Source organism: uncultured Rossellomorea sp. (genome assembly GCF_947488365.1).
Taxonomy (GTDB): Bacteria; Bacillota; Bacilli; order Bacillales; family Bacillaceae_B; genus Rossellomorea.
In genome coordinates this window covers 344,851-358,755 of sequence record NZ_CANKZT010000003.1, presented here as the reverse complement: position 1 = coordinate 358,755, position 13,905 = coordinate 344,851, and the positions used below count along the sequence as shown (strand labels likewise).

At 46.9% G+C, this 13,905-nt stretch carries 12 protein-coding genes; 2 read left to right on the top strand and 10 right to left on the bottom strand.

Features of this window, described 5'->3' with window-relative positions:
• The first annotated feature begins 31 nt into the window (after positions 1-31).
• The gene (locus Q1B03_RS12970; protein ID WP_299741759.1) at positions 32-973 is read left to right on the top strand and encodes a nucleoside hydrolase; all 942 of its coding nucleotides are present in this window, start codon (positions 32-34) and stop codon (positions 971-973) included.
• 4 nt (positions 974-977) lie between these two features.
• Here the strand turns inward: Q1B03_RS12970 and Q1B03_RS12965 are convergent, their stop codons facing one another.
• The 6 genes from Q1B03_RS12965 to garR form a co-directional block, all read right to left on the bottom strand.
• Positions 978-1,547 (bottom strand): CBO0543 family protein, encoded by a 570-nt coding sequence (locus tag Q1B03_RS12965; RefSeq protein WP_299741757.1) that lies wholly within the window; start codon positions 1,545-1,547, stop codon positions 978-980.
• Between the two features lie 136 nt (positions 1,548-1,683).
• Positions 1,684-2,661, bottom strand: a complete 978-nt coding sequence (locus Q1B03_RS12960) for an HD domain-containing protein (RefSeq protein WP_299741755.1) — start codon at positions 2,659-2,661, stop codon at positions 1,684-1,686.
• A 294-nt stretch (positions 2,662-2,955) separates the two neighbouring features.
• The gene (locus Q1B03_RS12955) at positions 2,956-3,324 is read right to left on the bottom strand and encodes a YkvA family protein (protein WP_299741754.1); all 369 of its coding nucleotides are present in this window, start codon (positions 3,322-3,324) and stop codon (positions 2,956-2,958) included.
• 142 nt (positions 3,325-3,466) lie between these two features.
• Positions 3,467-4,810: a GntP family permease gene (locus Q1B03_RS12950; RefSeq protein ID WP_299741753.1), complete on the bottom strand. Its 1,344-nt coding sequence runs from the start codon at positions 4,808-4,810 to the stop codon at positions 3,467-3,469.
• Between the two features lie 94 nt (positions 4,811-4,904).
• Complete coding sequence (locus tag Q1B03_RS12945) at positions 4,905-6,287, bottom strand: four-carbon acid sugar kinase family protein (RefSeq protein WP_299742656.1); 1,383 nt, start codon at positions 6,285-6,287, stop codon at positions 4,905-4,907.
• A gap of 44 nt (positions 6,288-6,331) precedes the next feature.
• The gene (gene garR / locus Q1B03_RS12940; RefSeq protein ID WP_299742653.1) at positions 6,332-7,231 is read right to left on the bottom strand and encodes a 2-hydroxy-3-oxopropionate reductase; all 900 of its coding nucleotides are present in this window, start codon (positions 7,229-7,231) and stop codon (positions 6,332-6,334) included.
• A gap of 219 nt (positions 7,232-7,450) precedes the next feature.
• Between garR and Q1B03_RS12935 the strand changes: the two genes are divergently transcribed.
• Complete coding sequence (locus Q1B03_RS12935; RefSeq protein ID WP_299741751.1) at positions 7,451-8,068, top strand: GntR family transcriptional regulator; 618 nt, start codon at positions 7,451-7,453, stop codon at positions 8,066-8,068.
• 124 nt (positions 8,069-8,192) lie between these two features.
• On the opposite strand, the gene Q1B03_RS12930 is transcribed toward Q1B03_RS12935, so the two are convergent.
• The 4 genes from Q1B03_RS12930 to Q1B03_RS12915 form a co-directional block, all read right to left on the bottom strand.
• Positions 8,193-9,674 carry a glycoside hydrolase family 32 protein gene (locus Q1B03_RS12930; protein ID WP_299742649.1) on the bottom strand — a complete coding sequence of 494 codons (1,482 nt, stop codon included), beginning with the start codon at positions 9,672-9,674 and terminating at the stop codon, positions 8,193-8,195.
• A gap of 147 nt (positions 9,675-9,821) precedes the next feature.
• A complete protein-coding gene (locus Q1B03_RS12925; protein ID WP_299741749.1) occupies positions 9,822-11,291 on the bottom strand; it encodes a glycoside hydrolase family 68 protein in 1,470 nt (489 codons plus the stop codon).
• 172 nt (positions 11,292-11,463) lie between these two features.
• Positions 11,464-12,735 carry an ABC transporter substrate-binding protein gene (locus Q1B03_RS12920; protein WP_299741747.1) on the bottom strand — a complete coding sequence of 424 codons (1,272 nt, stop codon included), beginning with the start codon at positions 12,733-12,735 and terminating at the stop codon, positions 11,464-11,466.
• The gene (locus tag Q1B03_RS12915) at positions 12,732-13,901 is read right to left on the bottom strand and encodes a response regulator (protein ID WP_299741745.1); all 1,170 of its coding nucleotides are present in this window, start codon (positions 13,899-13,901) and stop codon (positions 12,732-12,734) included. Before Q1B03_RS12915 ends, Q1B03_RS12920 begins: the two co-directional genes overlap by 4 nt.
• Between the last annotated feature and the right edge of the window lie 4 nt (positions 13,902-13,905).

Here is a 13,905-nt window from a genome sequence, read left to right as displayed (position 1 = left end):
AGTACACTATCATTGATTAGGAGAATGTCCGATGAAGAAAATCATTTTGTTTGCGGATCCCGGCATTGATGATTCCATTGCCATCATGTACGCCTTACTGAATCCCGAGATTAAAGTACTCGCCATCGTATCAAGCTATGGGAACACTTCAAAAGAGCAGGCAACGGATAATATAGCCTACTTGCTTAAGCTTGCCGGACGAGAGGATGTCCCGATCATCGGGGGAACCAATAGCCCATCGTCAGGGGAAATCCCAACGTACTATCCTGAGATCCACGGACAGGAAGGGCTCGGACCCATCAGACCCCCTGAGAGCTTAGCTGGTGAACTGACCAATTTCTCAGAACTCTACAAAATCATCAAGGACCAGGACGATATCACCATCGTTGACGTGGGGAGAAGTACATCCCTCGCCTCCCTTTACTTATTAGGTGAGAATATCGTCGAGGACATCAAGGAATTTTACATTATGGGAGGAGCATTTTTAGTTCCCGGAAACGTCACCCCGTCTGCAGAAGCGAACTTCTATGGGGACCCCATTGCGTCACAGGTGGTGGTCAGGGATCTGGACAATCTTTACGTCGTTCCCTTGAATGTCTCGAACAAAGCCATCATCACCATGGACCAAATCCGTTATATCCAGCAGATGTCAGATAATCCATTGATTGAAATCATGGATGAAGTCATGGAGTACTATATTGATGCTTATAAGAAGCTCGTTCCCGGAATAAAAGGTGCCCCCCTTCACGATGTCGTGACCCTATCCCTGATGGTGAACCCGGAAATGGGGCAGTCTATCAGAAGGGAAATCAACATCTTGACCACGGGAACAGGAATGGGAACGTCCATCGCTGATTTCAGGCCCAGTTCAAAGCCTGCTGAAAAAAACATCAACATCTACCTTGAATTGGACTATCCAAGCTTTGTCGAGGATTTTATCAACGTCATGGGTAAGGCAGACGGGAAACCATGAAAGATCAATGAGCTTTCTTTTCGAAGTAAACAAAGATATTCGTGATCCATTTCGCAATCAGACCGACCACCACGTATCCAATGAATAAGGTGAAATAATTCGTACCCCTGCTCATCTCAAACAGACCCAACGCAACAAGCAATGGCTTGAAAGCAAATGCAAAGACTGCACTGAGCAGCAACATGAATAGATAATAATTTTTATGTTGGTTTAATGTAAATTGATACATGAGCATGTAGGCAACGGGAACCAAGGACACATCCAGTGAGACCGAGCTCGCCAGCACCGGGAAAATTTTATAAGGATAGAACCACTTCACCATGTTGGCTCCTATCGCATCTACGTATGTAAAAAAAACATGAACATTATATCCATAAAACCCTATAAGTAGGGCCTTTCGCTTATCTATTCTAAAAAGAAGAATGATCAAAGGAAGAACAAACAATGCAGCCAATACCCAAAACGGCCAGGTGGCAAGATCAGAATATTGCTGCCAATAGCTGGTCCACATTTCGGTTTGATTCTCCTGGATCTCTTTTAAACGGCCAAGCATGGTCTGCTGGGATTCAGTCATGGTACTCGCTCCTTTAAACGTATATGCTTTAGTATGAGCATGAAAATGACCAATTATGTTTTTCCAGTATAAAATGCGGGGCATCCTAATAGACGACCCGCTTTGCTTGCTCGACCCAAAGCAGGACCCTATTCAACTAACCAACGCCATTCACCTTCAAATACCTGCCTGTTTTACTGACTTCAAAAGCAGCTTCTCCCCTTTGTCTCACTTCTTCCGACATATCAGACGACTTTTGCAAACCATACCCATTCATAACCGAGGGATCTATCAGCCTCACCTTTCCTTTATGGTGAATGTCGTAGTCGGCTTTGTTTTCTTCTATATATACATCTTGATTCAGTTCACTTAGGAGCATCTGAATGTGGTCATCAGTGTGTTGGAGTTTCTGGAGTACCTCTTCATCCTCCCCAAGAAAATCATCCAAGCTGATCCATCCTTTTTCTAATGCACTTTTTAATACCTTAGAAAGAGAATGATTTCCATAGATATTCAACGGATTCATGAAGAAGTCAATCACTTCTGTATAATAAGTTTTAACAAACCACTCAGCTGCATCAATGGTTTTCACGCAGATCTTCCCTTCCACCACTGCAACCTGTTCCAGGAAATCGTGAACCTCTTCAAATGAGATAAACCCATATCTATACATATCCCTCAACGTATAATCCACCCGGTCTGCACAAAGCTCAGGTGCCGGCTGCTCAAGCAGTGACCATTTGGAATCATCAAGAAGGATGTCCCGATAGTCATAATCGTACTTCTCCAAGATTTGAGGAATCTCAGATTGAAGGATGACCTGTTCGAAAATCTCTTCGTGGTAATCCTCAGAAAGATTATCGAGAACCCCATCAATGACGTGGGAGAAGGCAGTATGTGATACATCATGCAGTAATCCAGCAATCTGCTCCTCTACTTGGCCTCCCAATATTTTAATCAAAAGCATTACACCTACTGAGTGCTCGTATCTGGTTACATCCCACTCCTCATTGACCAGGAAACTGGCTCCGCCTTGATGGATCCCCTTTAATCGTTGAACAGGATCACTTAGAATCAGTTCTTCCAATACCCTGTCCACTTTGTATTCTCCGTACAGAACGTCTTTTATCCACACAACCCATTCCCCCTTAGATATAAATAAAAGTGCCCCCCGATAATCAGGAGGCACTGCGCTACGATAACCAATCGTCATTAACCAATTGGACGCCAACATAGTTTCTCTATGTCACCTATATATTTTCGCCATCAGCATACACCAATTTGCAGTTCGTGGCAAGGGCCCCGCTCATCCCTGATCATTTAAGTTTGTCATCCATTGAACTCTGTGTTAGTGTAGTTCTATCTTGAAATTGACCATCTCGTATGAAAAGCCACCCTCTGAATTCAGCGGGTGGCTTTTCTCTGTCTCTTACAATTTCCCATCAACCTCTGACGTATCCACATCATCCCCGAACCAATCTCTCAACTTCGCCTTGGCCTGCGCCTTCACCTCGTCATCGATATACATCGCCACCTGCAATAAAGCCAGACCCAACGCACCAAAGTCATCGGTAAATCCTACACCCACCGCCATGTCGGGAATGAAGTCCGTTGGAAGAATGAAATATCCGAGTGCCCCGATGATGATCATCTTCGCCTTCACGGGAATATCCGGCTTTTGCAGGACAAAATAGAGAAGCAATGCTGTATAAACCACAGAATGCCCGGCCTTTAAACCGTACCTCTTCAACTTATCCCAAAACTTTTCCTCTGAATAATGTTTCTCGGTCTTATTCATTTCACTTCCACCTCCGTAATGAGACGAGCGTCCCATCTCTTGTTGCTTTTATTGTAGAGGGTTTGATGGAATTAGACAAACATTCGGTTAGCCTTAAAAGGTCCGTCCCCCAAATCTCATGAGGGACGGACCTTTCCTATTCCTACAACCCCGGAAGTATCCCCGAGAACAAACTCAAAATTAAAACTGTTGTTATCGCCGTCAACCCGGCAATGAAACCACCGAGTGTCCAGGCTTTCAACGTCTGCACAACCGTCAATTTACCAAATCGGTTCACAACCCAGAATCCTGAATCGTTCGGAAGAGAAAGACCGATACCACCGGCACAGATGGCAAGCCCGAGTAAGATTGGTGATACACCAAGCTCAACGGCCATTGGTCCAAGGATACTGGACGTTGTCACAAGGGCAACGGTCGCGGATCCAAGTGACGCACGCAGGATTTGTGAGAAGATGAATGCAAGTAATAGAACCGGGATGCTCCAGCTTTGCATCGTTGCGATTAAATAATCGCCGATTCCACTCTTATTGATCACCGCTCCGAATGCTCCACCCGCTCCTGTCACCAGGATGATGATCCCGGCTGAGTTGATGGCTTCTGAGTACAATCTGCTGTTTGGAACTGAGATATAAGGGGCAAGCAGGATGATCGCTGCCACCACACTGATGAATAGCGCAATGTTCTTGTCACCGATGAATCCCAATACACTTGAAAGACCCGTGTCCGGGATGAGCAACTGCGATACCGTGTTGATCAAAATAAGTCCGATTGGAAGTGCCAGCATGAAGAAGCTTAAACCTGTGCTGATTTCCTTTTTCGGTGCATCTTCAAGGCTAACCGCCACTTCTTCGATGGCACCTGAATGGTTGATCCGTTTTCCAATAAACAGTCCGTAGAAATACCCCCCGACAAGTGTAGCCGGGATTGCTACAAGGATGCCGTAAAGGATGAACAAGCCAAGATCTGAACCTGTGTTTTCTGCAACTACAAGAGGTCCTGGTGTCGGGGCGATCATGTTATGGGAAACAATCAATCCTACACCAAGGGCCGTAACAAATGAAATGACCGAGATACCCGTCTTCTTCGATAAGCTTTTGATCAATCCGCTTAGGATGACGAATGCCGCATCGAAGAATACAGGAATCGAAACGGCTGTCCCCGTCAATGCAAGACCGGCTGGAGATTTTTTGATACCAAATGCTTTAAGTACCGCTGCCGCGATTTTTTCGATCGCACCTGATGCACCAAGGAACTGTCCGAAGATGACACCGAGTCCGATAAGGATCCCGACTCCGGTCAGGGTGTTCCCGAATCCTTGGGTCACGGTGGCCGCCACTTCATTTAACGGCATCCCGATGACCACAGCCGTTGCGAATGCAACCCCAATCAAGGAAAGGAATGGTTCAACTTTCAATTTTAAAATTAAGAAAAAAAGTGCTGCTAATGCCAGAAAGAAAATCACAATCAACATATTGCCTGTAACCATGTACGATTACCCCCTTTGTTTTGTGAAACACGTTTATCACAAGCAGAATCGCCCTGCATTCCCCTTTAGAAAGAGGGAATCCTGCATGGATCCATTACCCTTCCAGTGTCGAGACCACATCTCTTAACGTCGTGACTGCTCCTACATTCCCTGGAAAAATCACATAAGGAATGAACGGGAACGTGCTCTCTTCCCCTGTTTTCCAGACCGGTATCCCCGGTGCGATCTGTCCAGCAACGGTGGCACGTTTTACACATAATCCTTTCGTGCCCACATCACTGGAGGTGATTCCGCCTTTAGCAATCAAGTAATTCGGTCGTATGGAGAAATGACGCACGATGCTTGTGACGGCATTCGAGATTTCAACGGATAACTGTAGTTCCTGTTCTTCCATCCCGTCGCCGAGATCTAAGCGCTTTCTCTTCGTATAGATGACCGTGCTGATGCCTTCAGCAACCTTCGTCTCTGCCTCTTGCTGTACACGCTCGATCTCCTTTTGAAATGCTTCTTTATCCAGCACCAGATGAGCATCGAACTCAATGAAATGCAGGGATGGCAGTTCCCGGAGCTTCTCCAATTGATCCGTCGTCTTCTTGACATGCGATCCGACGATGACCAATCCGCCATTCTCCCGTTCCTCGCTGATCAACTCTTCCTTCGTTAACAATGGTCGTGAAGAGATATCCCCGATCACCTTGGTGAAAGCTGCCGCCGTACGGAAGATGAATCGCTTTCCTTCCTGGATGGCAAGAATAAGCGCCGTCGTAAAGACTCTCACATCCGATTCTTCCACGGCGTTGACGATCACTTTGCCAAAGCCCTTCACACCAAGCAATTGATCAACGATTCCGTCGATGGCCATGTTCCGGATGGATTCCAGTGAAATATACGTGACGCCTTTTTCAGGAAAAGCACCCTTCGTCTTCTCTTCCACCCATTCACCTAAATGACTCGATGTGTATCCGAACGTCCGATCCTTCGCAAACTCGGTTTCCCCGGCAGGTACCAGCACGTCTTCCTGCTGAACAAAGTGAGTGTTCTCAATCGTCAATCGCCCGCCTTCTTTGAAAAACGGAAGGATGACCTCCCCATCCACACTCATGTTGCTTTCGGATTCCATCGTTCGTCTGAGAACCTCTGTTTCAAGGGGATAATGTCCTCTCAGAGTCGAATCACCACGGCTGATGATGAGGTAAGGTATCCCCAGCTTTTTGGAGATGGCCTCGGTTCGTTCTGCGATATCGCGGTGGACCTGCTCGGTTTCTTTTGCCGTAAAAGCTCTCGAGTTCGTCAGGATGAAGAAGATCTGATTATCTTCGGCAAACCCTTGTTCAATGGTTTCCTCCTCCCAATCCGTATAGACAGAAACCCCATGAACGGTTTGGACGCCTGTCGGATCATCATCAAGGACGACAATCTTGTGTGTGAAATTAGGTCTGACTTTTTTCCACCATTGGTTCACTTTTTGCTGATCAATAGATTGGTAGGACGATAGTATTTCATCTACATTTCTCACTTTTATCACTGGCTGACACCCTTTACTTCGTGATTCGCAAGTTTCTCGTAAAACTGAATCAGTCCTCCATGATCGTCCCCAGCTTTCCCGTCTGCCATTAGCGCATGGTACATCTCCAGCACCTGGCTTGACAGCGGCAATGGAACCCCGATGGAGTGAGCCGTATCCATTACATTGGTCAGATCTTTCGCATTAATATCGATCCGCCCGCCGGCGACAAAGTTCCGCTCAAGGATCAATGGAACCTTCGCATCCAGCACAGCACTTCCAGCCAACCCTCCACGGATCGCTTCGTACATCTTCTTAATATCGATTCCCGCTTTCGACGCTAACGTCAGTGCCTCAGACATCGCTGCGATATGGACATTCACCAGGATCTGATTGGCAAGCTTCGCAGTCGTACCACAACCATGATCCCCAACAAGGGTGATATCCTGACCCATCACTTCCAATACCGGTTTCACTGTTTCATAGACTTCTTCTTTTCCTCCGACCATGATGGCCAGTGTTCCGTCGATCGCCTTTGGCTCACCACCGCTTACCGGAGCATCCAGCATCTCCATCCCTCTTACGGCAAGGGCTGCGGCAATTTCCTTCGACTGGACCGGAGAGATGGAGCTCATATCCACTACAATCGTTCCATCATTCGCGCCATAGATGACACCGCTTTCACCAAGGACCACACTCATGACATGCTCTCCCTTAGGAAGCATGGTGAAAATGATGTCACTATGCTCCCCCACTTCTTTCGGAGAACCTGCACCGCGTGCTCCCAAGCTCACTAACTCTTCTACTGCAGACTCATTAAGATCAAACACGGTTACATCGTAGCCACTCTTTACTAGATTAAGTGACATCGGTTTCCCCATAATCCCAAGACCAATAAATCCAAGTCTCATGTCCATTCCCTCCTGTTGATAAAGCGTTTTCATTTTGCTGTTGTCACCAATTGTACACAATAATTTATATTTTGTATACAAAAATATATAAAATGTATACAAAATTATTTTCAGTTATAACTTTTAAATCATTCCCACTCGTTCTATACTTTTAGAAAGGGCTTTTATTATGGAAGCCGAATACGTAAAGAAGACTGGCAGAGTCTTTCATTGGAGTCGATCAACTTGAAGAAGAAAACGCAGCAGCACGCCTATATACAATCGTATGAATATATCCGGGATCAAATCCTGAACGGCGAACTCGAACGGGGCACAAAACTCATAGAAGAAAAACTGGCGATAGAGCTCGGTGTAAGCCGGACACCGATCCGTGAATCCATCCGCAAGCTCGAACAGGAAGGGCTCGTCAAACAAAAACGTGTCGTCAACCCAACGGATATGGACCTTCGACACTACTTCCAGGTCCGTATACTCCTTGAAGGGTTCGCAGCCAAATCAGCTGCTACTTTCATGAATGATCAGGACCTAAACCAGCTGAAGGAATGCATCCACATCGGCCGGACCGGGACACCCGAACAAATCATGGAAGCCAACAAGCAATTCCATGACATCATCGTCAATGCCACCAACAACCCCGTCATGGTCGACACCATCGAACGCATGCAGTCGATCATCTACCTATTCAGGAAGACGGTGGTTTATCACAACCGACCGTTTTTAATTGATGAACATCAGGATATTTATGATGCGATCGTTTCTCATAATGGGGATGAAGCTGAGAGGTTGATGAAGGAGCATATACAGGCGGATTTGGAGTTTTGTTTGCATGTGATGGAGAGGTAGTCAAAATAATGGTCTGATTCCCGGTTCCGTAAAACGTTTAAGTGTGTGTTACACCTACCGGAGATCAGACCCAAAATTTAGGTGACTTCACAAAATTCTTAAAGGTTTTTCCTCACTGATGTATTCATTTAATGGACCTTAATTTCCCCACCTTCAATTTCTCAAACGTCACTTGTCCCCCTTCAGAAAATAAAGAAATACCCTGATCCCCAGATTGCGGAAAGACCAAATTCGTATGAACAATCCGCCCATCATCAACAAACACCTCCACACTCGTCTTATCAACTAGTATAGTGATATGAACCTGTTTAGCGGCGGAATCGAATGGTGCCTTGCTTTCCACGAATCTCCCTTCTCTGTCCGGTTGATCGGTAAAGTTCCGGTTCAGGTATGAGTAGTTACCTGCCAGGGAGATTCCAGCATCAATATGTCGGGATCGATCCTCGGATTCGCGTAATCTGAAACCGACTTGCTCGGCCTCGTCCCACGAAATGTCCGCTTCGATCCGATACACGTCACCTTTGATGTCCAGCTTCTCCATACCATCCTCTACAGTAACATCCTCAAACGTCTCCGTAGATTCCACCAACCCATCAAGCGCTTCAATAGGTTTGGAGCCAAGATAATATCCACTTCTAGCATCACCCTCCAACCTGATTTCCCTCACAATTGAATCCGTCCCATTAAACCCATCATGCTCCATCGTGGGAGTATTATCTGCATAAGACCACTTATTCATCCAGGCAAACGCATAACGTTTCTCTTCCTTATCATCGGCCATGCCGTCTTCAAACGTCACCCCACCATACCAGTCGAATCCATAGTCCAACCACTGGGGATCCGCCTGATCCGCTTCAAACGAACTGCCATTGAATTCCCCGGTCCAATAGGCATACGTATTCGGCTCCCCAATAGCTTCTCCATTTGCACTAACACCAAGCACCCACTTCACCGTGCCATCGGGCGCCCTCATTTTAAAAAGGTCCGGGCATTCCAACACGCCTAAGTCCGGTGTCTGAAAGTCCCCCGTAAACGTCCAGTCCTTCAGATTCTCAGATTCATAGAAACCGACCTTCGAACCTTCCGCCATGAGCATTATCCACTTATCCCGTTCATCATCCCACACAACTTTGGGATCACGGAAATCCTTCATACCAGGATTCTTCAAGACTGGCTCATGACTATAATTTTTAAATGTTTTTCCTTCGTCGGTACTCACCCACATGTATTGTTCCTGTTCACCCGTCTCCCCGGTTGGCTGGGTCACGATCGCAATGAAGGCATCCTTTCCGAAACCGGCCGTATTCTCCCGGTCGATGACGACGGATCCGGACCATGGATCACCGTTTTCATTGGTGTATTTGGGGATGGCGACTCCCTGGTCTTCCCAGTGGATAAGGTCATTGGATACGGCATGGCGCCACTCCGTCCCGTTGCCGTCCGGGTAGTCCTTATTGTAAAGATAGTAGTAATGGTATTTCCCTTTATAATAAACCGGCTTTTGCGGGTCATTTTTCCACTTATCCGGGGTTGTGAAATGGTAGGAGGAACGGTAGGATACCTCCTTGTTCACGACCGGTTCCTTCTCCCTTTCAGGCGTCTTCATCCACCATGCAGCCGCGCTAATCACCAGGATGAGCAGAACAATCAGCAGGACGATTCCCTTCTTTCTTTTTACTAGATTCATTTTTTCCACCACCTACTAAAAAAAGAAAATGCCATCAATGACATTTTCCTTTTTTGAAGTTTGCTATTATTGCTCGTCGTATGTGACTTGACCTTGCTTCAGGATACCGTCCTTCACAACGGATGATTTCTTGTTGTTGATATCAAGCAGGAAGGATGGAGCGAATGTTGATTTGTGGTCCTGGAAGTACCCACGGTTGGTCATGTAGCTGGTTACGACAAATTTGTCCGATTCTTTTTGCGGGATGACATAGTGTGCATACGTCCATGTGATGTCGTTCGGATCAAGATCCTGATGGAGGACGATTCCCGACTTGTTCATTGGCTTGAAAGGACCTGTCAATGAGTCTGCTACGTATCCTAACATGTAGATATCTTCATCGTCTGTGCCTTCGATGGTCATTTTCGATCCGCGAGTACTTGTGAATAAATAGAACTTACCATCCTTCTTGAAGATGTTCGGGCGTTCAATTTCATCTGTCACCGTGTTCGATACAAGCAACGGCTTCATTTCTTTCTTGATGGTGTAGTCATCGTTGATTTCGATGATGCCCATGGCGCCGTTCGCAAGTTCAGCAAGATCTTTCTTCGGGCTTTCCTGAAGGGCTTTGAATTCTTTCTGGAAGAAGTTCATTCCGTTTCCGTAGTACGCACGGTTGTACAGGGAATCTTTACCCGAGTAGCCATACTCTGTACCTGTGTTTGCTTCGAATACTAAGTATTTTTTCCCATTGTCTTCGATGTAGTGTGGGTCACGAAGCGTATGGTTATTCATGAAGTTGCGGTCTTCGAATGCTTTCCCGACTGTTTCATACGTATTTCCGTCGCCGCCGCTGTAGATGGATTTATGATCCTTGACACCGTCGATGTTCAATTCGTTTTTCGCTTGTTCAGAGATATTCACTTGGGCTGTTGTCAATGATTGACGTCCGAATAGTCCCTTGCTTTCATTGAAATCTCCGCGGTTTGTGTAGAATAAGCGGATGTCACCGTCTTCTGTGAAGAGGGCGGACCCAGACCATTCTTCTACCTGACCCTTTAATGTTTCGTCGTTCGCTTTGTATTTATCTTCATCATCGAAAACTCGTCCCGCATTTTTCCAGGCATCGATGGAATCATCGCCGACTTTTTTATAGAACATATAGATGAAGGTATCATTGGCGTTTTTCGGGTCACCGGCAAGTCCGAACACGATGTGATAGCCGTTGTACTCAGCCACGGTGCCGTCTGCGTTTTGAAGCGGCCATGTATCCCATACATCCATTTTGATTTCATTTCCGTTTTCATCGATTTTGGTTGCTGATTCTACATTTTTGATGGAAGAAGCGTCGAAGGAAGGAATCTTGAATTGAGCGTCTCCCTGCTGCTCGACCATGTTTTTCATATCCTGGCGGGTGATCTGTGACGTGCCATACGTTTCTTTGTATCCTTTTTCGTCAGCCCCGTTGGCAGAAACAGAAGTGAAGCTGCCTCCGAAAAGAATGGCTGCACTTAATGAAACAACGGTTGCTTTGTTTGCAAATTGACGATAGTTCATTATGTACTCCTCCTAAATGATAGTTATAAGTGCCGGCGAATTAAGTTCGCTGTTACTTTACATACTTAGTATAAGAAGGAATACCCCATATTGAATATGGCATGGATTGATTCAGATTTCGTCTTACATTGATATGTTAGAAATTGAAGGGTCAAAAAAAACCCCCCACCGGTCACGAGGAGGGGGATGGACATGTACCTTGATTCCAAGTCCGGTCGAACGTTTCCAATGCTTGCTGACGGGAGATTTCCTGATTGATTTGTGCCTGCATGATCTCCCCCATCTCCTTTTTGAGACAAGGAGAAAATGAAGACCAGTTGAAGGTGTCCGTCTCCTTGATGAGGTTCAAGGTTTCCTGCCCCAGTGGACCGAGGTCCGTGACAGGGATGTCTCTGAAGGCAGGGATGAAATGGAACTTCTCCGTCATGAACTCCTGACCTTTCCGTGATGAGACCATCCAGTCCAGGAACCTCTTCGCTTCCTGCTTCTTCTCGGGGGATGATTGTTTATTGATGACCCAGTATCCCGGCACCCCGGCAAGGATCCTGCTCTCCGACTGATCATTGAGAGGCACCGGGAAGATCCCTGTGGAGATATCCTTTCCGTCTAGAAGCGGTTGAATCCAGTTCCCCTGCAAGGCCATGGCCGCTTTTCCATCTGTGAACAGGTCAAGCTCTGTATAGTAATCAGTTTTAGTGGGACGCTCATTCCCGTAACGGACCGTCAGATCGAGCAGGGAGAATAAGTCCTGGAATAAAGGGTTCTCTTCGAAGCTAGCCGACCCGTCATTCATCCCTTCGATGAACCCGCCATCTTGTTGGGCGAAAGCGACACTCGCCATATGATGCCCGAGTTTCCAATCCTCGTAATAGCCATTGGCAAACGGCATGATTCCTGCTGCATCCAACTTTCTTGCCGCATCCTTAAGCTCAGAGAAGGTGGAAGGCGGGGAAGAAATACCGGCTTTTTCGAACAATTCCCGGTTGTATACAATCCCGAACCCTTCGATGTTCATGGGCATCCCGTAGACGTTCCCGTCCAACGTGATCCCTCCCAACACGCGATCTGATGCTCTTTTCACCCATGGTTCACCTGACAGGTCTTCTAAGTAGCGAAGCCATTCCTTCGCTGCGTCATTTCCCAAATTCGTGAAAATATCCGGACCTGCCCCGGCAGCGAGCTTTGCCGTGATATCTGAATAATCATCGGCTGCGCCCCCTATCGTTTCCACCGTGATGTCGACGCCGGGGTGCTCTTTCTCATAAGCCGACACCATCTGTTCGAATTCCGTTGCAATCTCGACTTTCGGGTTACGTATGGTCAGGGTCACCTTATCAGGTTCGGTTTCTGTTTCTTTCTTCCCTTCTTCCTTCGCTGCCCCACAGCCTGCAAGGATCGCAGAGAGAAGGCCGAAGATGACGAGAAGGATCATCTTCTTACTCATTCCGTCACCCCCTTTGAAGGTTCCATTAATCGATATTCAAAGGGCGTCATCCCCGTCACTTTCTTAAATAGCTTGGAAAAGTACTTCTCATCCTGGTAGCCGAGCATGGTGGAAATCGAATAGATCGTCTCTTCCGTCTCCTGCAGCCAGGATTTTGCCTGGTCGATCCGAAGCTTCATCACGTATTTCGACAGGGTCAAACCCGTTTCTTTCTTGAACGTCCGGGAAATATGCTCCCTCGTCAAGAAGAACATCTTCGAAAGCTTCTCAAGGGAAATGTCTTCCATATAGTACGTCTCGACATAGGAAACGATCTCCTGGATGCGTTTAGCCGATTCCAGTTCATCTGGACGGCGGATCGTGCGGCATTGATTCTGTTCCAGGTCACCCATTAATCCCTGAAATACCTCATGGATCCTTTCCAAGGAATTCAGACGCTCCTGGACAAGTCTGATGGGGAGGGATATATGCTCACTGATCCATTCCTCCACATAGACCCACTGATCATTCGCAGTGAAGACGATGCAAAGGTTCTCTTCATTGAGATACGTGAAGGCGTTTCCGATATTCCGGGTTTGCAGTTCTTCCGAGAGTGCTGCCGTATACGTCCCGGCCCGATGCGTGCGATAGAAGGAAAGAAGGGTCATATCCATCCCTTCATCCGCCGGGAGAAGCGGCACGGGTAGATCTTCCTCGATTTCCTCCCCGGAACATACCGAGGTAATGACCTGATTGGCACGCAATCTCATCGCTTCTTCCAGGATTTCTTCTTGTTCCGTGTCTTCTGCCGCCTCCTGCTTCACTGCTTCCACCACCTTCCTTAAGACGGCGTCAAAGGCGTCATCATCGATGGGCTTCAACAAATAGTCGAAGCTGTTCAGCTGGATTGCTTTCCGCATGAAGGTATAATCGTCATAACCTGTGATGAGGACGATTTTGCTTTTGTATGACAGCTTGTTGATCTCTTCGATGAGTTCCATTCCCGTCATCTTCGGCATCTTGATATCCGTAAAGATGATATCCGGCTGTTCAGCCTGGATGATACCCAGCGCTTCCAGGCCGTTTGCCGCCTCGAGGACCGTAGTGATGCCGAGACGTTCCCATTCCCCAAGCTGACGTATAACGTTGCGGACATTCCGCTCATCATCGACAATCAGTGCTTTCATTGGT